The 18300-nt window shown below is 41.5% G+C and carries 15 protein-coding genes and 1 riboswitch; of the genes, 2 read left to right on the forward strand and 13 right to left on the reverse strand.

Features of this window, described 5'->3' with window-relative positions:
• Positions 1–42: 42 nt before the first annotated feature.
• The 5 genes from H626_RS0109860 to H626_RS0109880 are packed head-to-tail and all read right to left on the reverse strand — an operon-like array spanning position 43 to position 3784.
• On the reverse strand, positions 43–840 hold the full coding sequence (locus tag H626_RS0109860; RefSeq protein WP_156883313.1) for a hypothetical protein: 798 nt from the start codon (positions 838–840) through the stop codon (positions 43–45).
• The gene (locus H626_RS0109865; RefSeq protein ID WP_027109216.1) at positions 797–1582 is read right to left on the reverse strand and encodes an SDR family oxidoreductase; all 786 of its coding nucleotides are present in this window, start codon (positions 1580–1582) and stop codon (positions 797–799) included. Before H626_RS0109865 ends, H626_RS0109860 begins: the two co-directional genes overlap by 44 nt.
• 25 nt (positions 1583–1607) lie before the next feature.
• A complete protein-coding gene (locus H626_RS0109870; protein WP_027109217.1) occupies positions 1608–2174 on the reverse strand; it encodes a GNAT family N-acetyltransferase in 567 nt (188 codons plus the stop codon).
• Positions 2175–2215: 41 nt separating this feature from the next.
• Positions 2216–2497 carry a DUF503 domain-containing protein gene (locus H626_RS0109875; RefSeq protein ID WP_027109218.1) on the reverse strand — a complete coding sequence of 94 codons (282 nt, stop codon included), beginning with the start codon at positions 2495–2497 and terminating at the stop codon, positions 2216–2218.
• Positions 2498–2503: 6 nt separating this feature from the next.
• A complete protein-coding gene (locus H626_RS0109880) occupies positions 2504–3784 on the reverse strand; it encodes a YeeE/YedE family protein (protein ID WP_027109219.1) in 1281 nt (426 codons plus the stop codon).
• A gap of 272 nt (positions 3785–4056) precedes the next feature.
• On the opposite strand from H626_RS0109880, the gene H626_RS0109885 reads away from it, so the two are divergent.
• Positions 4057–4965: a DUF368 domain-containing protein gene (locus H626_RS0109885; protein WP_027109220.1), complete on the forward strand. Its 909-nt coding sequence runs from the start codon at positions 4057–4059 to the stop codon at positions 4963–4965.
• Between the two features lie 44 nt (positions 4966–5009).
• Here H626_RS0109885 and H626_RS11100 read toward each other — a convergent pair whose 3' ends face one another.
• The 3 genes from H626_RS11100 to oadA all read right to left on the reverse strand — a co-directional run bounded on the left by H626_RS11100 (position 5010) and on the right by oadA (position 10342).
• Positions 5010–5489, reverse strand: coding sequence for an O-acetyl-ADP-ribose deacetylase (locus H626_RS11100; protein ID WP_051237941.1), 480 nt, complete (start codon positions 5487–5489; stop codon positions 5010–5012).
• A 732-nt stretch (positions 5490–6221) separates the two neighbouring features.
• A complete protein-coding gene (locus H626_RS0109895) occupies positions 6222–7949 on the reverse strand; it encodes a Na+/H+ antiporter NhaC family protein (RefSeq protein ID WP_051237942.1) in 1728 nt (575 codons plus the stop codon).
• 89 nt (positions 7950–8038) lie between these two features.
• A riboswitch (Lysine riboswitch) is annotated at positions 8039–8209 on the reverse strand.
• Between the two features lie 288 nt (positions 8210–8497).
• Positions 8498–10342 carry a sodium-extruding oxaloacetate decarboxylase subunit alpha gene (oadA, locus tag H626_RS11105; RefSeq protein WP_084140235.1) on the reverse strand — a complete coding sequence of 615 codons (1845 nt, stop codon included), beginning with the start codon at positions 10340–10342 and terminating at the stop codon, positions 8498–8500.
• A 351-nt stretch (positions 10343–10693) separates the two neighbouring features.
• Between oadA and H626_RS0109910 the strand changes: the two genes are divergently transcribed.
• A complete protein-coding gene (locus H626_RS0109910; RefSeq protein WP_027109222.1) occupies positions 10694–11617 on the forward strand; it encodes a 1-phosphofructokinase family hexose kinase in 924 nt (307 codons plus the stop codon).
• Positions 11618–11886: 269 nt separating this feature from the next.
• Here H626_RS0109910 and H626_RS0109915 read toward each other — a convergent pair whose 3' ends face one another.
• From H626_RS0109915 to H626_RS0109935, 5 genes are all read right to left on the reverse strand, one after another.
• Positions 11887–13293 (reverse strand): 2-oxo acid dehydrogenase subunit E2, encoded by a 1407-nt coding sequence (locus tag H626_RS0109915; protein WP_027109223.1) that lies wholly within the window; start codon positions 13291–13293, stop codon positions 11887–11889.
• Between the two features lie 20 nt (positions 13294–13313).
• A complete protein-coding gene (locus tag H626_RS0109920) occupies positions 13314–14333 on the reverse strand; it encodes an alpha-ketoacid dehydrogenase subunit beta (RefSeq protein ID WP_027109224.1) in 1020 nt (339 codons plus the stop codon).
• Between the two features lie 27 nt (positions 14334–14360).
• Positions 14361–15353 carry a thiamine pyrophosphate-dependent dehydrogenase E1 component subunit alpha gene (locus tag H626_RS0109925; protein WP_027109225.1) on the reverse strand — a complete coding sequence of 331 codons (993 nt, stop codon included), beginning with the start codon at positions 15351–15353 and terminating at the stop codon, positions 14361–14363.
• 233 nt (positions 15354–15586) lie between these two features.
• Entirely contained in the window at positions 15587–17491 is a 1905-nt protein-coding gene (locus H626_RS0109930; protein ID WP_027109226.1) for a heavy metal translocating P-type ATPase, read from the reverse strand.
• A gap of 409 nt (positions 17492–17900) precedes the next feature.
• A complete protein-coding gene (locus tag H626_RS0109935) occupies positions 17901–18206 on the reverse strand; it encodes a hypothetical protein (protein ID WP_027109227.1) in 306 nt (101 codons plus the stop codon).
• Positions 18207–18300 lie beyond the last annotated feature (94 nt).

Here is an 18300-nt window from a genome sequence, read left to right on the forward strand (position 1 = left end):
ATCTCCCAGCTCAGTATATTTCCCACAATTCCCACTTCATCATTAAAGCAACCGCTCTACATCCGTCCTTGAAATTTCCGGTTCATAATAAGCATTCCACACGCGCGCTAACTGTCCCGCATTCACCCGACCAAAAATTTGTCGCTGCGTTGCGCCCCACTCCCTTACTAAAGAAAAAACATCTTCTTTGGGGGAATGGCTCGCAGTCGATTGGTCCAGACGCTCTTTTCTTAACTCAGTCGGGACCACCCCGACCGTTTCGCCTTCCAACCGGTTTAAAAACACCAATCCTTTGTGAGTCAAAGAAGCCAACAACGCCTCAGCCTCCACTTCAAACGGTTGGCTCCGTCTACTCACCTCTAAAAATAATCGGCTTTCTTTTTTCGTTAACCCCTGTTGGATCCTTTCCTGCTCTTCTAGAAGCGTTTCTTTGATCGCTTCCGCTATTTGCAATTTGGTCCATGATTTGGGTAGAGCGAGTTCGTGGACTGCAGCTATGTTTTGCAATTCCTTTTTCTTCAACTGGACTAGATTTTCCATCCACCCGTCGACTGGTTTTTTCAAACTTTTAAATGCTGCTTCACTCATATTTAACGCCTCTTTCTCTTCTGTGTATCGATAGAATACTTGGTTCTGACCAACATTGCCATTCAAGGCGCCGGTCTCCAATCTTCTATTACTCTCTATAGAATACCGCATTTTCTTATCCAGATTCAATCGTTTTTGAAATGAATACCGTTCTTTTCTGATTTCATTTGCATCTTGGGAGGACTCGAGCAGCCCCCCACACAACTGTTTACCTTTCTTGTTGCTGGTAGCTCCAGCCCTCATCATCAGCATAAATCATTTGTTTGCTCATGCCGCCATCAACAAACAGTTCGGCTCCATTGACAAAACTATTTTTGGGATCGCACAGGAAGAAAGCTGCCTCCACAATGTCTTCTGGTTTCCCGACACGCTCAGAAGGGTGTTGGCCGCTATCTGCTCTGGTATAATCTGGCTTATAGTCTTTATCATAGGTTTCCCCAGTATCGATCCACCCGGGAAAGATCGCGTTCACACGGGCTTTTCCTTTCAAACTCATCATTAAGCTATGCGACAAAGCAGTAATGCCACCTTTAGCAGCCGAATAACTTTCGGTATCTTGTTGCGACTGATAGGCTCGCGAGGAAGAAATATTCACAATGACGGCATCCTGATCCAGATAAGGTAAAACTAGCCGTGTGAGTTCATATGGAGCCGCGACGCCGATTTTAAACGATTCGACAAACTCTTCATAGGAACAGTCTGATAAAATCCCGTGGTTGCTTTTCATGGTATTGTTGAGCACAAAGGATACTTTTCCAAAACGCTCCACTATCTTCTCCACAAATTTTTTCAAGACTTCCGGCCGGCTGATATCTCCTTGATGGAAATAAACAGTTTTTCCTTCTGCTTCCAGTTCGTGCTTCAATTTTTCCCCAGCGGCTTGATCTTGATCGATAAACGCTACCGCACTTTTTTGGGCGGCAAATCCTTTGACGAGAGCCTGGCCGATCCCGTTGGCTCCTCCGGTGATCACTGTCACTGTCTCTTCGAACATCGTTAGTCCTCCTCTGGCATGATTTTTAGTCGTTTCGTTGGGCAAAGTATTCATCTTTTAAAATGCTGTAGTAGACATCATTGGCCCATTCGCCTTGTTTCCATTTCTCGACGTGACGCATGACTCCTTCGTGCTGCATCCCTATGCGTTCCAACACTTTTTTAGAGGGTTCGTTTCGATCATCGAACATGGCGTAAATCCTTTCTAATCCGAATTCTTCAAACCCAACGCGCACGATTGCAGCCGCCGCTTCCGTGACGTACCCTTTTCTTTGGTATCCCGGGTTCATGACATACCCGAGCTCTCCACGATGGTGTTTGCCTTTTAATCGGATTTCGATGGTCCCGATCAGTTTGTTTTCTGATTTCAATTCAATTCCATATTTACCCAAAGGATGTTGCATGAAATGGTGTGCAATCGCATCCTTTGTGTCAGCAAGCGTACCGTGTTTCTCAAACACATAATACGCTGTTTCTTCATCCGAAGCATATTCAAACATCGCTTCCGCATCTTCCATCGTGACCGGTCGAAGGAGCAATCTTTCTGTTTCAATATGTGTGTTTTCTGCTAGTCGTGTCCATTTGCTTGTCATTTGACTCAACCCCTTTTTTGAGTGACTCGTGCTTAATGTTTTTAATAATCCAACCATTCAGTATCCAATACTTCTACCGGATAATTTCCTTCTATAAAAGTGAGAACGTCGTGCAGGACTTTTTGGCACTGCCCACGGTCATTGCCAACGATACCAAAGCCCACAATGGACTTGTTGTGCAGTTCCAAGTCCCCCACTTCAGCAGAGGAAATATGAAATTGATTTTGTGTTTTCCGGATCATGCTTTTGACTACACTACGTTTTTCTTTCAGAGAATACGCATCCGGTATCAATATGGTAACTTCTATCCCCATTAATATCATGAGATTTCATCCTCCCTTTTGAATCGTATGAACTTTTCCGTTAAAAACAGACATACTAACGAATGCACCTGTGAATGCACAAACGAGTGCTACCCATCCAGAAAGAGAAAAATTGACGATCCCTGAATAAACAGCGCCTACGTTGCATCCATTGGCCAAGACTGCTCCAAATCCCATTAATAAGCCACTGACAATAAAATAAGGTGCTTCTTTTCCGGACAAATTCATACGCCATATAAACGTCCCGGAAAGCATTGAATAAATGAACGCTCCCAGAAGTATCCCCAACAAGAAAACAACATCTGGATTCGCGAACAATCCTTGATTCATTTCCTCTAACGGCATTTGAAATGCTGCAGTTTCAGTAAATAGTCCACTCGATTGCAAGAGATACAGGGCCGGCTTTTTGACTGTCGCAGTCAATGTAAAGGTCTGCTTTGTGATGGTCAATTGGAATACGAGCACCAATGCAAATATAAAAGCTCCGGCCGAGCGACTCCAATCTTTCTGGAAAAGAACATATAGATTCCTTCTCTCGAAGAAATTGAACGGCTGCTTCGGATCATTTATTTCTGCCGGTCCGACTTGTTCCACTTCTTTAAACGTCCCATTTCTTTTCCGGTCATTCTCGTACAGACGTCCAATCAAAAAAAGGAGACCGATACCAGCTAAACTCACGATCATTGTGGGTATGTAGCCGATTTTTTCTGGCAAATAGATTGGATCGAATAGATGTCCCACTTGATTTTTTTGAAAAACAGTCTGGATCCATTGTCCCGGGATCGTTCCCACTAACATAAAGAAGAGTGTAAACAGATACCGGCCATTTCCTTGACCAATATTAGCCAATGTCGCTGATCCGCACCCTCTGTTGATGACCATTCCGACACCAAACAGAAAAGATCCTAACAGCAAATTTAAATCGATCGGTGCCACGGTCTGCGTTCCCGGAATGAATTGTGTCGAAGAAGCAGTTAGATAAGCCGGCAAAGCCCCACCTGCAAAAGCTGCATAATGGATGCCCACTGTAGCAAATATCCCCGCGGCGAATAACATCAATAAACTATTGTATTGATAGCTATTACCCGCATTAAAAAATTCTACGATCCCCGCTGAAAAATCTACATTCGCGCGCAAGATCAAATAACCAAAAGCAATGCCTGTCCACAATTGAACGGCACTGGTCAAGGGAACAGACTGATACAGCTGGAAGATATAGATCAGTAAAATAAGGAGTAAACTACCAGCGATGTTGCTTACGCTAACTTTGGGTAAACTCTTCTCCATTATCTCCTCTCCTCTGGTCTGGTCTCTTTCAAATATACTCGTTTTTTTAACTGTAGCACGCCCTCGTTTTAACCGCAAAGAAAAAGGAAAAGAAATGAAAAGGAAATATTAAGGATTCTTAACTTGCGGTTCTGATTTTAGTTCGCTATCATAAATAAGGTATCTGGATAAAAGTGAACAGTACGAGAGCGTCGTGCTTTTTCAGGTATACTTTTAAGAATGATCAACTAAATTGTTCGGCTAAATAGATAAGAGAGAAGGAGATCAACACAATGTTTTATATATGGATGGTCGTGAAAGGGATCTTTATGGGTGTGGCCAACATCATTCCCGGTGTCAGCGGGGGAACAATGGCTGTGTCTTTAGGGATATATGATGACCTTATATACTCTATTACACATATCACAAAAGACTGGAAAAAAAGCGTGCAAATCCTGCTCCCCATAATAGGTGGATTAGGAATCGGCGTTATTGGATTCTCTTACTTAATTGAATTGCTGCTGAGCAACTATACTTTGCCTACAGCCCTAGCCTTTATCGGTTTGATCTTGGGGGGGATCCCGATTTTAATGCGTTCTTTCCTCTTGTCGCTTAAACAAATGAAACAAAGACTCTCCTACGTCCATGTGCTTGTCTTTCTAACATTTTTTGCACTGGTCGTCGCTATGGCCATGATACAAGGGGAAGAATCCGGTGTGAACGGATTGACTCTATCTGTCGGCTCCGTGATTGCTCTGTTTTTCGTAGGGATGGTGACTTCTGCTACCATGGTCGTTCCAGGGATCAGTGGTTCGCTGATTTTAATGGTCCTAGGCTATTACTACGGTATTCTGAATTCCATTACACAATTCTTCGATGCCTTACGCGCCATGGATATGGATAACATCCTGCATTACTTTGGGATCCTTTTCCCGTTTGGAGTCGGCGTGATACTCGGTGTATTCTTGATCAGTAAAGTGATCGAATATTTATTTAAAAATAAACCTTCCTTTACGTACAGCGGAATTTTGGGTTTAGTTGTCGCCTCTCCGATCGCTATTTTGATCAATACACAAGCCTTCAATGATTTAGCGAAACCCAATGCTCCTCTATTTCTACTAGTCGGCGTCGTCTTAGCGTTGATCAGCTTTGCAGTAACTTATTACCTAGGAAGAAAAGACCCAGAATTGGAGCAAGAATAAGATACAGTACAAAAAAGCAGTTGGCTAGATGCCAACTGCTTTTTTTATGGGAATTGAACTAAATAAATTTTTTCAAGTTTATTTTCATCGTATTTTTCCAGCTTTTCTCTAATAGTTTCTATGGCGATTCTTTCTGCTTCTTCATAAGGGTAGCCGTATGCTCCAGTAGATATCAATGGAAATGCTAGTGTTTTGATCTTGTTTTTTACAGCCAGTTCGATGGAATTTTCATAACAGCGTTTCAATAATTCTGCTTCATTCTGTTCTCCTCCATACCACACCGGTCCGACGGTATGAATCACATGATCGGCTGGTAGTTTGTAGCCTTTTGTCAATTTTGCTTCCCCTGTTTCTGCCCCGTTCAGTTGCCGCGTCTCCTCTAAGAGTTCTGGACCAGCTGCTCGATGAATCGCTCCATCTACCCCTCCGCCTCCAAGCAGAGATTTGTTTGCCGCATTCACGATAGCCTCCACTGCAACTTTGGTAATGTCTCCGTGTATGATCTCAAATCTTTCGCTTGCCATTTCTTGATCTCCTTTCTATTCTGGCATTGATTTCCTTCATGGATTTTGGACCGATGAATCAGAATAAAGTATACAGTAACTCCTCGTTTATAGCGTCATCTTGATTCCATAAAAACAGACTTCAGGTCTTAGTTGTATAATACTATTCTATCGATCACTTGTCTTTTCGAAACGACTATAAGTATGCACACAAATCATTTGCTTTTACTGCAAATATTTTTTTACCAAGAAAGAGGAAGAAGTTTTCATTCAAAATTTAAGTAAATATACCTGCCCATTCCATAAGAAAATATCATTTTTTCAGAAGAGAGTGGGACAAAAAACGTTCAGACTCGAATAGAGATCCGCATACGCTATCCTTAAGCCACTAAAGTGTCAACGGATAGAGCAACTGGAGCGGATGTCGGGTCTGTTTTTTGGAGCACGTTTTAGAAAGTAACGTTTGGAAAATGATTAGAGGCCGGGAATTTTTTTCTTGTCTACTCCCTTTATATTTCTCTAGTATCTTAAGGAGTTTTGTCACTATTCTGTGCAACTCCTTTAGATCATCTCTGCTGAATGGTTTCAACACGGCTTAGTATAATAGAAACGAAAAAAAGGACCGAGACAATTGTCTCGGTCCTGAACTCTTTAATAAATAGTGTTTTTTGAAAGCTTCTTCAAGAGGCATTCGTGAATGAAGTGTGTGGATTTATTTGAATCTAACACTTTTTCGTATCCTCTTTGTTTTATTTAATTGACCTCCGCTACATCATGAGGATCATCGGTCGTATCTGTTCTTTTCCCAAAGATGAATACAGTTGCCACAACGGCAAGCGCCGAAACGGGAAGGGTGATCCAGATGCTCACACCGAATGCGCTAGGTAAGTAACCAAAGACGACAGAAATAATTGCGACCGTCACAGCATACGGGATTTGTGTCCGTACATGATCGATATGATTACTTCCGGCTCCCATCGATGAAAGGATCGTCGTATCTGAAATAGGCGATGCGTGGTCACCGAAAATCGCTCCGGTCAACACAGCTCCTGCAGACATGACAGCAAATTGCGGATCAGTTGGTGCCATAGCTACAGCCAATGGAATGGCCAAAGGCATCAAGATCCCCATTGTCCCGTAAGAAGTTCCGGTTGCAAAAGAAATAATGGCCCCTAGTATGAAAATGGCTGTCGGCAACAGAATTGGAGGCATCGAATCACCTAATAACGAAACGAGATAAGATGCTGTACCCAATTCTCCCATTACACCGCTTAAAGACCAAGCGAGCAATAAGATCACTCCGGTAATAATAAGTGATTTCATTCCGTTTACCCAATGTTCTAATCCATCTGAAACATTAAAGAGTTTTTCAGATACACCCATGACTAGTGCGATGATACTGGCTACTAAAGCCGCTTGGAATAACACGATACTGGCATCCGAAGCACCAAAGGCTTCACGGAAAGCTGCAAACGAGAATGGTGAAGATTCAAGTAATTGAATCAACGCGTTATCTTCACCTGCTAAGATAACGTCGCGACCGTTTGTATAAAATCCAACGAGAGAAAAAGTGATCAGTGAACCGATCGGAACGATCGCATTCCATATAGAAGGATTTTTCTTCGCTTCTGGAAGGATCTCGTCATCTTCCTGAGTGGCCACAGTCGATCCTTCGGCAATCAGTTTCCCTTTGTCGCGGGCACGAATTTGTGCATCACGCATGGAGCCAAATTCACGCAATGTTAAAGAAGTAACAACTACGAATAATAGCATTAAAATATTGTAGAATCTGTACGGGATGGTATCTAAAAACACACCATAGGCGTTGACTTCTTGGCCAATCGATGCGTACGCATCTTTGATCAAGCCGATTTCATACCCTACCCATGTTGAAATCAAAGCAATACCCGCAACCGGAGCTGCAGTAGCATCAATAACAAAGGCTAACCGTTCTCTGGAAATACTTAAGCGGTCAGACAAGGGACGCATGATCGGTCCGATAATCAAAGCGTTGGCATAATCATCGAAGAATATAAGCAGTCCAAGGAACCAGGTGATCATTTGCGCGCTCACAGGACCTTTAGCATACTTGGATAACGACTCGGCTACCGCACGTGCCCCACCCATTTTTGTCATCAGTCCAATCAGTCCACCGATTGTTAGTACTTGTAAAATAATTCCGGCATTCCATGGATCAGCCAGTGAATTGAGGAGCAACTGGACGATGTCCGAAAAACCATCCATAAAGGCGAGTATAAGATTGGCCCCACCCGCTAACTGTAGTATAAGTGTGCCTGAAAAAATACCAATAAATAATGAAACGATTACGTTTTTTGTAATAAAAGCTAGAACAATGGCAATAGCAGGTGGGATCAGGGTGATCCATCCCAATCTAGTAGTAATATCCGCTTCTGCAGCGAAAACCGTGGTGGGAACAAAAAATAATACTGTAGCAACGAGCAAGCTTATCTGTTTGATCATTTTATCTCTCTCCTCTTTTTGGGTAAAGAAAAAACACCAAGAGTCTATATATCGGCTCAAGGTGCATAAATCGTACATGTGCACTTGTTTTGCTCGATAGTACTCCATAGCCTAGACTATGACAGTAATGCACATATTTTGTGCATTACCAAGTATAAATCATTGACGAGATTTATGCTTTCGGCAGTGTCTCCTTTCCTTTTCTTCGTTGGTGTCACCCTCCAAAAAGTACTCTTATTCACCGCGCCTCTATCCGAATGTTTCTTTCCCATTAATTTGTTCTGTTAACTTTACTATACCTCTAGCACAATTTCAAGGAAAGATACCCAAAACATTCAAAAAATGGAATAAAAACGCTTCCATATGAATCGTTTATGAATAAAGGGTTTGCATTGAGAGGCCAACCCAAAGAAAGAGAGCGAGACACAAAGAATTTACAGCATCATGAAGTGGATCGTGGAACAGTTTTTTTGGAGCATATTTCAAAAAAACGCGTTCGTGAAACAAGTAGAGACCGAGCCAAAGACCCAGTCTCTTTCTTACTTATTTCATTTCATAAATACGATTGGAGCACCGGCTTCCACACTTTGATTTTCTTTGACGGCGACTTGAACGATCGTACCATCAGAGTCGGCTACAATTTCATTCTCCATTTTCATTGCTTCCATCACACACAATACATCTCCTACATGAACTTCTTGACCTACAGAAACTTTCACTTTCATGATCGTTCCAGGCATAGGAGCTTTGACTACTTTATCTCCTGAACCAACTCTCACTGGTGTGGGTTGGTTTTCTGTTTTCATTTCAGGGGAAGCCGTGGCAACAGCCGTTTTCGGAATCCGGTTTGTTTCACTTGAACTCTCTCTGCTTTCTCCTTCTTTGATTTCTTCCAAAGTTACATGGTAAACTTCCTGATCGATTGTGATTTCATAGTTTTTCAAGCGGGAAGTACCTGCTTGATCCTCTTCAACTATCGGTTCATCTGCTGCTTGTATATGTGCTGTTTCTTCTTTTTTATCTGTTGGGATTTTTGCAGTTGGTTCTGTCTTGTATTTCTTCTCCAAGAATGCTTTTCCAACTTGTGGGAAAAGCGCATAAGTCAAGACATCTTCATCTGAATGAGCGAGTTCGCCCAATTCATTTTTCAACTGTTCAAATTCTGCTCCTAAATGATTAGCTGGTCGATCGGTAATGACTTCTTCATCTCCAATAATGGAGCGTCTAAAGTCGTCCGTCACTGGCACTGGAGTTCTTCCATACTTTCCGTGTAAATAATCTTTCACTTCTTTAGGTACCATTTTATAGCGTTCACCAGATAAGACGTTAAAGACTGCCTGCGTTCCCACCATTTGACTCATAGGGGTGACTAAGGGTGGATAGCCTAAATCCGCACGTACTTTCGGCACTTCTTTCAATACCTCATCATAGCGATCCAATGCATTGGCTTGCTTCAATTGTGACAATAAGTTCGACAACATCCCACCTGGTACTTGATATATCAGTGCTCGAGGATCCGCTGTCAACACTTTGGCTGTCATGATTTCCTGTTTTAAATATTTTTCACGGATCGGTGTGAAATAGTCTGCAATTTCTTCGAGCTTCTCGACAGCTAACTTTGTTGGTCGATCCCCTTCTGCTAAAGCCAATGCCATCGTTTCTGTCGGCGGTTGACTTGTTCCACCCGAAAAGGGACTGATGGCTGTATCAATGATATCGATTCCCGCTTCCACAGCTTTCAAATAAGTCATGTGAGCTGTTCCACTCGTCGCATGGGTATGCAAATTGATCGGAATAGTAATTACACTGCGCATATTTTTAATGAGTTCCTGTGCACGGTAAGGTGTGAGGATCCCTGCCATATCTTTCAAACAAATAGAGTCGGCTCCCATATCCTGCAGTTCTTGTGCTAACGCAACGTAATACTCGTTTGTATGTACTTCACTGGTAGTATAACAAATGGTTAGCTGAGCATGGGCGTCGTATTTTTTAACTGCCTTCAAAGAAGCTTCCATATTTCTTGTGTCATTTAGAGCATCAAAGATCCTAAAAATATCGATACCATTTTCAGCTGCTTTTTTAACAAAGACATCCACTACATCATCGGCATAATGACGATATCCGATCAAGTTCTGCCCTCTTAAAAGCATTTGTAGCTTCGTGTTTTTTGTCCGTTTGCGGATCTCCCGTAATCTTTCCCACGGGTCTTCATTCAAAAATCGGATAGCAGCATCATACGTAGCGCCGCCCCACATTTCTAAGGCATAATAACCAGCATTATCTAATTTTTCAATGATCGGTAACATATCATCTGTGGACATGCGAGTAGCCATTAAACTTTGATGGGCATCACGCAGGACTGTTTCTACAATTTCGACAGGTTTTTGATTCATTTTTTCCCCTCCTTGAATAAGTTCTTTTGCTTATATCATACCCTTTTTCAATAAATTTGCAAGCGTTTCCATTATTTTGGATTTTCGGTTAGCCTGGCTGCTCGAGTCAGGCGTTCAGAATTTGATCGGGGAAATTCGAAAGTAGATTGTCTGTCAGCCAGCTGGTGGATCATTCAAAGTGTTTACGAGGATAACGATGGGAGGGAAGGAAGATGTTGGATCTCTGAGTCGGGGCGATTTGCAGTTTTCCTTCGTTGCGACCGGTGCGAGTCCTAAAGGCATATAATAGTTATCTGGCTAGATAAGTGCTAAACTATTGTCAGAAGTAGTGAAACGAAAGGGAGTGGATACATGTTCTACACCATTACATTAAATCCAACCGTTGACCGGCTATTGTTTCTTGAAGGAAACCTTGTAAAAGGAAAAAATAATCGTCTGCGAAAAGTTGCTTATGATATCGGTGGTAAAGGCCATCACGGTTCCTATGCGATGAATCAGCTTGGTGTTCAGAACCAAGCACTCGGCTTTTGTGGGACGACCAATGAGAGCAAATTGGCAGCGATCCTTTCTGATAAAGGAATCGACTATGATTTTGTAGAAGTTCAGGGGAAGGCTACGCGGGAAAGTTACGTTATTTTAGAGGAAAATGTTGGTGGTAGTATTTTGATCACCGAAAAAGGTTTTCCTGTTACGAATGATGCTATTGAACTGCTCCATGAAAAAATAGGTTCTAAAGTCCTGGCCACAGATAGAGTGCTGATAGCTGGTTCATTGCCTCCCGGTTTTGAACTGCACCATCTAGAAGATTTATTGACGCAATTGAAGGAAATCGGTTGTTTTATTGCTTGCGACCTCTCGGGAGGAGCTTTAAAAAAAGCGGCCGAAATGGGTGTAGATTTTATCAAACCGAACCGTTTTGAAATCCAAGAATTGATCCCTTCTGACGATCATTTTTTGGATCATGTCAAAGATTTATCTAAACAAATCGATTATATAGTTGTTTCTCTCGGAAAAGATGGCAGTATCTGTAGCCATGCAGGTGAATTGTACGAAGTCAAGACGCCAACTGTTCAGATCGTCAATGATACCGGGGCTGGAGACTGCTTTGTTGGCACCTTTTTAGCCGGTCTTTCGCTCCATAAATCGTTGGAGGAGAACTTGTCTTTTGCCTCTGGCTGTGCGGCCAGTCAGGTTCAACACAACGATAGTACGACCTTCAGCATTAAAGATGCACAAGAACTGCAAAAGGAAGTTACCGTTACAAAGTTAGCTTGATCAGTTCGATGTCAACTAATGTAGATTGAAAAATAAGCCGATAAAAAACTGCGCAAATTTGGAGAGGGAGAATAACTTCCCCCCTCCATTTTTGCACAGTTTTTTATTCCATTGTTATTTAGATCATTATTTTTGCTTCTGTTAAAAAGTCATCCATTCATTCAATTCAAAAAAACAAAAAGCAAGCTTGAATTTAGTTGACCACCAAATCCAAGCTTGTAAAAACCATTTTCACACTTGCCTTGTATTGTATTTACGCTGACCTTTGATCAGGACTTTGCTAGTAGCAAGCTAGGGTTCGCCAGGCTGTTTTTTAGCTCGTTTAGAGCTTCCTGTGCAAGAATACCATCGATCAAACGGTGATCATAACTCAACGAAAGAGCCATCATCGGTTTTATTGCAATAGCTTCCCCTATAACGACTGTTTTCTTCTCAATTCGTCCGATCCCTAGTATGACTGCTTGAGGAGGATTTATTATGGGTGTAAAGAAAGAACCTCTTGCAGATCCTACGTTTGAAATAGTTGCAGTGCCACCTGACATTTCGTCTGCGGTCACTGTTCCTTCTCTTGCTTTAGCAGCTAGTTCCTGAATTTCTTTCGCGATTTGAAACAATGATTTTTGATCAGCATGTTTGATCACCGGCACAAGTAAACCTTCTTCAGTATTCACTGCTATAGAGATGTGATGATCTTTATTGAGTATCATTTGTTCATTTTCTTCATCAAACGATCCATTCAAATAAGGATATTTTTGCAGTGTTTTTACCATTGCCTTCACTACAAAAGCCAGATAAGTCAATTTCACATTTTCTTCTTCAAAGCTGCCCTTTAATTCTTCACGCATGGTGACCATTTTCTCTGCATTTGCTTCTTCAAAATGCGTCACGTGGGGAATAGTCGAAATGGAGCGCTTCATACTTCTAGCTATGACCTTTCGAATACTGGTGAGAGGGACAATTTCTTGCCTGCTGTCGTCAGCCTGTTCGGCCATCTTCGTAGCGCCTTTGACTTTATCCGCCGACTCTAATGTACGCTCAGCAATGAATGCCTCGACATCTTCTTTGGAAATTTTCTTTGAAGAACCTGCTGAAGCAACCTCTTCTAGCTGGACATTCTTTTCTCTAGCAAATTTCCGCACAGAAGGTGTTGCTAAAATTTCACTTTCCTCTGCGCTCGCCTTATCTTTAACAATTGAACCAGAAGAAATATCTTCCTTTGGAGTTCCCTTCGCTTCTTTTGCAAACAGTTTAACATCCTGGGCTGTAAGAGTATCCCCCTCACTAGGTGGGATTGTCTTCCAGTCGACTCCAAGTTCTTTTGCTAACTTCTTCACTTTTGGAGTTGCCTTAGGTTCCCTTGCTGCTTCATCATCTGTTTCAGTTTGTTCTTCAAAACGAAGAGCTTCTTTCGACTCAGAACTATCTTCTTGCGTTTCTCTGGTTTCTGAAATCAGCGCTAAAACATCTCCAGCTTTTGCTGTTTCTGATCTTTCTTTCATTATTTTTGTAACAAAACCTGCTTTTGTTGCTTCAACCTCAGATACAGCTTTTTCTGTTTGTACTTCAACTAGCGGATCCCCTTTTTCTACTTTGTCCCCTTCTTGAACATGCCAAAAGGTGATCAAACTTTCATCTACTTTTTCTGATTGTCGTGGAAGCACCACTTCAAAACTCACACTTTTCACCCCTTTTTGATTCATTCATTAGCTAATTCGGTAGCTGCTTGAACGATTTTTTCTGCATTTGGCAAGATATATTGTTCTAATGGTCGGCTATATGGAATAGGTACATCTGGAATGGCCAATCTTTTGATTGGTGCTTCTAAATCATATAACCCTTCCTCCGCAACGATTGCGGCAATTTCTGCTGAAATACCAAACGATTTATAATCTTCATCCACAATTAGTAGCCGTCCTGTTTTTTTGACCGATCGAAGGATCGTTTCTTTGTCTAACGGTACAATCGATCGCAAATCGATCAGTTCCGCATTGATCCCATTTTCTTCTAATTCTTTGACAGCGTGCATTCCAAAATGTGTTGTCATTTGCAGTCCAACAATGGTAACATCTGTTCCTTCTTTTATAACTTTTGCCTTGCCCAGAGGAACACTATAGGTTTCTTCCGGCACTTGACCAATGGATGTGTCAAGCTGATCCATCCACCCTAGTCCTTGAAGGGTCTTATGGAACATAAAAACAACAGGGTTATCATCACGAATAGCAGAAATCATCATGCCTTTTAAATCATAGGGTGTAGTTGGAGCGACTACTTTCATTCCAGGTAGATGAGCAAAAGTAGCATACAGTGTTTGAGAATGTTGTGCGGCGTCATTGTACCCTCCACCGACTGCAGTCATCAACACCATCGGCAGTTTCACATTTCCCCCTGACATATAAGGAATTTTTGCCATATGGTTATAAATTTGATCCATCGTTACTCCAAAGAAATCGACAAACATCAATTCAGCGATCGGCCTCATCCCTTCAGATGCTGCACCGATCGCAGCTCCGATAAATCCGGTTTCTGAAATGGGGGTATCCATGATCCTTTCTGGACCAAACTGTTTTATCAACCCCTCAGTTGAGCCGAATATCCCTCCATATTCACCTATATCTTCTCCTAAAACAAAAACATTTTCATCTCTTTCCATTTCTGATCGGATGGCCTCTGACATTGCTTTATTTCCTGTTAAACTACGTTTTTTCTCTGTTTCCATTATTGTTTTCCTCCTTTCTCTCATTCATTAGATAAAGACGTTGTCGAGTGCTTCTTCAAGATCCGGATAATCACTTTCTCTTGCGAAAGCATAAGCCTCATCGACTTCACCTTTTGCTTTTTCTTCTAATGAAACAAGCTCATCTTCCTTGAAGCTATGATCTTTCATTAACAAATCACGAAATAGAGGGATTGGATCTTTTTCTCGCAATTCTTCAACTTCCCCTTCAGGACGATACCCTTCTGCATCTCCTTGGAAGTGACCAAGGAAACGATACGTTTCAATTTCAATGATAGAAGGTCCCTCGCCTTTTCGTGCTCTTTCCACTGCTTCCTTGGAAGCATGATACATGGCAATCGGATCATTATCTTTTACGTAGTAACCTTTCACATTATCTCCATAAGCGCTTGCTCTTAAATCATTTGATGCAACCGATGTAGAAGCGGATTTTGGTACTGAAATTCCATAGCTATTATTTTCAACAACAACAATATAGGGTAAATTCCAGAGAGAGGCTAAATTCAATGATTCGTGAAAAGAACCCGTGTTTGCTGCACCTTCACCAATATATGCGACTGCCACAGAGTCTTTATTCTTTTTCTTTGCTGCCAAGGCTGCTCCAGCTGCCTGTGGCAATCCTGCACCAACGATTCCACTGCAAGAGAAATGAACAGCTGGATCAAACAGATGCATGTGACCCCCTTTACCCTTGCTTAAACCTGTCTTTTTACCAAAAATTTCTGCTGTCATACGTTTTAAATCAACGCCTTTTGCAATTGCATGATGATGTGGGCGATGTGGAGAAGCAACAATGTCATCTTTTCTAAGGTGAACACTTATCCCTATAGCTGCAGGTTCTTGGCCAGTTGATAAATGCATCTCGCCAGGTACTGTACCTGAACCGATATTGAAAACGGGAGTCTTCCCTTCTGTATAAGTTTTCTCCATTTCGTCTTCGTAATACCGACTCTTGTACATAGTCTCGTACATCCAACTTAGTTCTTTCCTAGAAATTGTCATTCCTGTAACCTCCTTTTTTTATATAAAAACGCTTACAAAGCCATTGTAACACTCCCTTTTTTTTGGTCAAATTTATGCTCTCGCTACTTTAGGGTGGTCAGGTTCTTATTGTTTACTCTCGAAATGGGCGATTTCCAAAAGCCTTTATCTTTTCTATCGGCTTGCTTTCATTAGCAAAAAACAAAAAAAGGAACGCTCTATCCTTAGATAAAGCGTTCCTTTTAAATTGATTTTTATACGGCTTTTGCTGTTTCAACTTGTCTGCTTTCTTTTTTTGGATTTTTTCTGCCTTTCAGTTTGAACTTCATCAGTCTCATTGCATTAAAGATAACAACTAGGATACTACCTTCGTGGACCAACATTCCAATAGACATATTCATCCATTCGCTGAAGAAGACGCTGATCAACAAGACCAAGACCACACCTATTGCAATAAATATATTTTGTTTCATGTTTCGTGCGGTTGCCTTAGTCAATCCTACTGCATGAGGCAAATGTCCAAAGTCCGAGTTCATTAAAACTACGTCGGATGTCTCAATTGCTACATCTGTTCCGCTGCCCATCGCAATACCGATATCTGCTAAAGCTAATGACGGACTGTCGTTGACACCATCACCGACAAAAGCCACGATTTGATTTTCTTTTTGTAGTTTTGCGATGTAAGCCGATTTATCTTCTGGTAGCATGTGTCCATGTGCTTCTGTCAAACCGAGTTCACGTGCAACGACATCAACTGTTCCTTGATTGTCTCCCGAAAGAACGACCAGATTTTTCACACCTAGATCTTTCAATTCTTGCAAGTTTTCTTTTACTCCGCGTCGAACCTGATCACGAATACCCATCAGAACTTTTAATTCGCCATCGACTGCGGTCAGGACCAATGAGTTTCCTTCTTGTTCAAACCGTTTCGCATCTTCTTGAGCTTGCATATTCAGTTTGATGTTCTCTTTTTCCATCAATGCGACATTCCCGACTGCGACTCGATGACCATTCACACTGGCCACGATACCGCCGCCTTTGACGACTTCTGTTTCTCTGACAGTTGTTAAATCTACTTCCCCCACTTGATGGAGAACAGCTTTTGCCAGAGGATGATCGGATTCACGTTCCACACTTGCCAAGTAGCCAAGTGTTTCAGCTGAGTTCTCTTCATAAAATTCTGTCTCTGCAACTGTTGGATTTCCAGCTGTCAACGTACCTGTTTTATCAAATACGATCGTATCTACTTTACTAAAGTCATGGATCACTTCACTGCCTTTTAGAAGGACACCATTACGGGCACCATTTCCAATTCCAGCGACATTTGAAACGGGAACACCAATGACCAATGCTCCTGGACAACCAAGCACTAAGATAGTAATGGCTAATTCGATGTCTTGACTAAATACCCACACAACAAAAGCCAGACCCAAAACAGCAGGTGTATAATACTTGGAGAAATTGTCAATGAATCGCTCTGCTTCTGATTTAGAATCTTGTGCTTCTTCCACTAGTTCAATGATTTTACCAAAGGTGGTATCCTCGCCTACTCGATCTGCTCGGATTTGAATCGTTCCATTTTCTAAAATCGTTCCTGCAAAAACCTCAGAATCTGTTGCTTTATTTACTGGAACGGCTTCACCTGTAATACTAGCTTCATTGATATGACCTTCACCCGTGATAACAGTTCCATCTACAGGAACTTTGGCACCCGTTTTAACTAGGAGGGTGTCTCCTTCGTCTACATCATCCACTTCTACTTCTTCAAATTCACCATTTTCCATTTGGCGTAGAGCGCTCTCAGGTGCCATTTCGGTCAATCCTTTGATAGCAGAACGCGTTTGATTCAATGTACGTTGTTCCAAGTAGTGACCAAATAAGAATAAAAAGGTAACGATTGCAGATTCTTCATAGTTTTGAATCAATAGTGCTCCAGTTGCTGCAATGGTGATCAACAAATCGATACTGATGATTTTTACTTTTACCGCTTGATACGCTTGAATCGCGATCGGCGTGATCCCTAAGATAGATGCGATGATCAATGGCCACACAGAAAGTAGCTCATTTTCTAAAACGAAGTGACTAAAAAATCCTAGTACGATCAAAGATCCACTGATCAATGTGATCTGATTTTTCTTACTCAATATATACCGTTGCATGATTCATTCCTCCAATATTTTTTCCTTGATAAACGTTTATACCATTCAACTATCGATTGTATTCAAGTTGGGATAGCCATTCTCAATAGTCTTTTGTCTTTCAACTGATCGCCCGGCTATTCTCTTCTTTATTTTCCATTCATCCTTTACCCATCCACATGGATCTTTCCTACTTGATACCGCCTCTTTCTCTTTACAATTACAACTATAAGCTATTACTGACCAATAAAAATTGACTGCCATCAAGTTTGATTGAATTGGATCCACTTTTTTAGATATGTAATCAGTACAGGTGTATCAGTGATCGAAGATCACACTATTCAGCACTTTTTTTTAATTACATTGAACAAAAAATGATCCTAGCAAGAACAATCTCTTCTTTCTAGGATCGTATTCTGTTCACAGTTTTTTACGAAACAGCATCTATCTGATAAGCTTTGTCTGTTTCAGAAAGCATGTTATACACTGCTTCATAAGCGCCACAGGCATCTTCAGGAATTGCATAGTTTTCTGTTACTTCACGTAACTGAGTGAACTCCCTGTCCAGATCTGGCCTAGCTGAACCGGCCTTTTTTGTTTTTTTATTGATTTGATTAAATAATTCACGGACTTCAAACGTTTCAGGATGATTTTTCCCATGTGCACGAGTTATTGCTAAGGTAAATAATTTCAACTTAGGAAAATACTTGTTTTTAACTTCATTAAATGCCGTCATGAATCAGCCCTTCTTCCTTGATTGGATCCTTTGCACTTACTTTACGCAGGTCAAACAACTTTTACTTTTGTTTTCAATACGGGATACCCTACGT

Origin of the sequence: Lacticigenium naphthae DSM 19658, assembly GCF_000425865.1 — a bacterium.
In the GTDB taxonomy this organism is placed as follows: Bacteria; Bacillota; Bacilli; order Lactobacillales; family Carnobacteriaceae_A; genus Lacticigenium; species Lacticigenium naphthae.

What these genes read in the sequence shown, in the direction of transcription:
- H626_RS0109880 (WP_027109219.1), bottom strand. Translation starts at nt 3,784, where the DNA reads ATGGAGAAGAGTTTACCCAAAGTTAGCGTAAGCAACATCGCTGGTAGT.
- H626_RS0109925 (WP_027109225.1), bottom strand. Translation starts at nt 15,353, where the DNA reads ATGACAATTTCTAGGAAAGAACTAAGTTGGATGTACGAGACTATGTAC.
- H626_RS0109860 (WP_156883313.1), bottom strand. Translation starts at nt 840, where the DNA reads ATGCTGATGATGAGGGCTGGAGCTACCAGCAACAAGAAAGGTAAACAG.
- H626_RS11100 (WP_051237941.1), bottom strand. Translation starts at nt 5,489, where the DNA reads ATGGCAAGCGAAAGATTTGAGATCATACACGGAGACATTACCAAAGTT.
- H626_RS0109870 (WP_027109217.1), bottom strand. Translation starts at nt 2,174, where the DNA reads ATGACAAGCAAATGGACACGACTAGCAGAAAACACACATATTGAAACA.
- H626_RS0109920 (WP_027109224.1), bottom strand. Translation starts at nt 14,333, where the DNA reads ATGGAAACAGAGAAAAAACGTAGTTTAACAGGAAATAAAGCAATGTCA.
- H626_RS0109895 (WP_051237942.1), bottom strand. Translation starts at nt 7,949, where the DNA reads ATGATCAAACAGATAAGCTTGCTCGTTGCTACAGTATTATTTTTTGTT.
- H626_RS0109930 (WP_027109226.1), bottom strand. Translation starts at nt 17,491, where the DNA reads ATGCAACGGTATATATTGAGTAAGAAAAATCAGATCACATTGATCAGT.
- H626_RS0109885 (WP_027109220.1), top strand. Translation starts at nt 4,057, where the DNA reads ATGTTTTATATATGGATGGTCGTGAAAGGGATCTTTATGGGTGTGGCC.
- H626_RS0109875 (WP_027109218.1), bottom strand. Translation starts at nt 2,497, where the DNA reads ATGATATTAATGGGGATAGAAGTTACCATATTGATACCGGATGCGTAT.
- oadA (WP_084140235.1), bottom strand. Translation starts at nt 10,342, where the DNA reads ATGAATCAAAAACCTGTCGAAATTGTAGAAACAGTCCTGCGTGATGCC.
- H626_RS0109865 (WP_027109216.1), bottom strand. Translation starts at nt 1,582, where the DNA reads ATGTTCGAAGAGACAGTGACAGTGATCACCGGAGGAGCCAACGGGATC.
- H626_RS0109935 (WP_027109227.1), bottom strand. Translation starts at nt 18,206, where the DNA reads ATGACGGCATTTAATGAAGTTAAAAACAAGTATTTTCCTAAGTTGAAA.
- H626_RS0109910 (WP_027109222.1), top strand. Translation starts at nt 10,694, where the DNA reads ATGTTCTACACCATTACATTAAATCCAACCGTTGACCGGCTATTGTTT.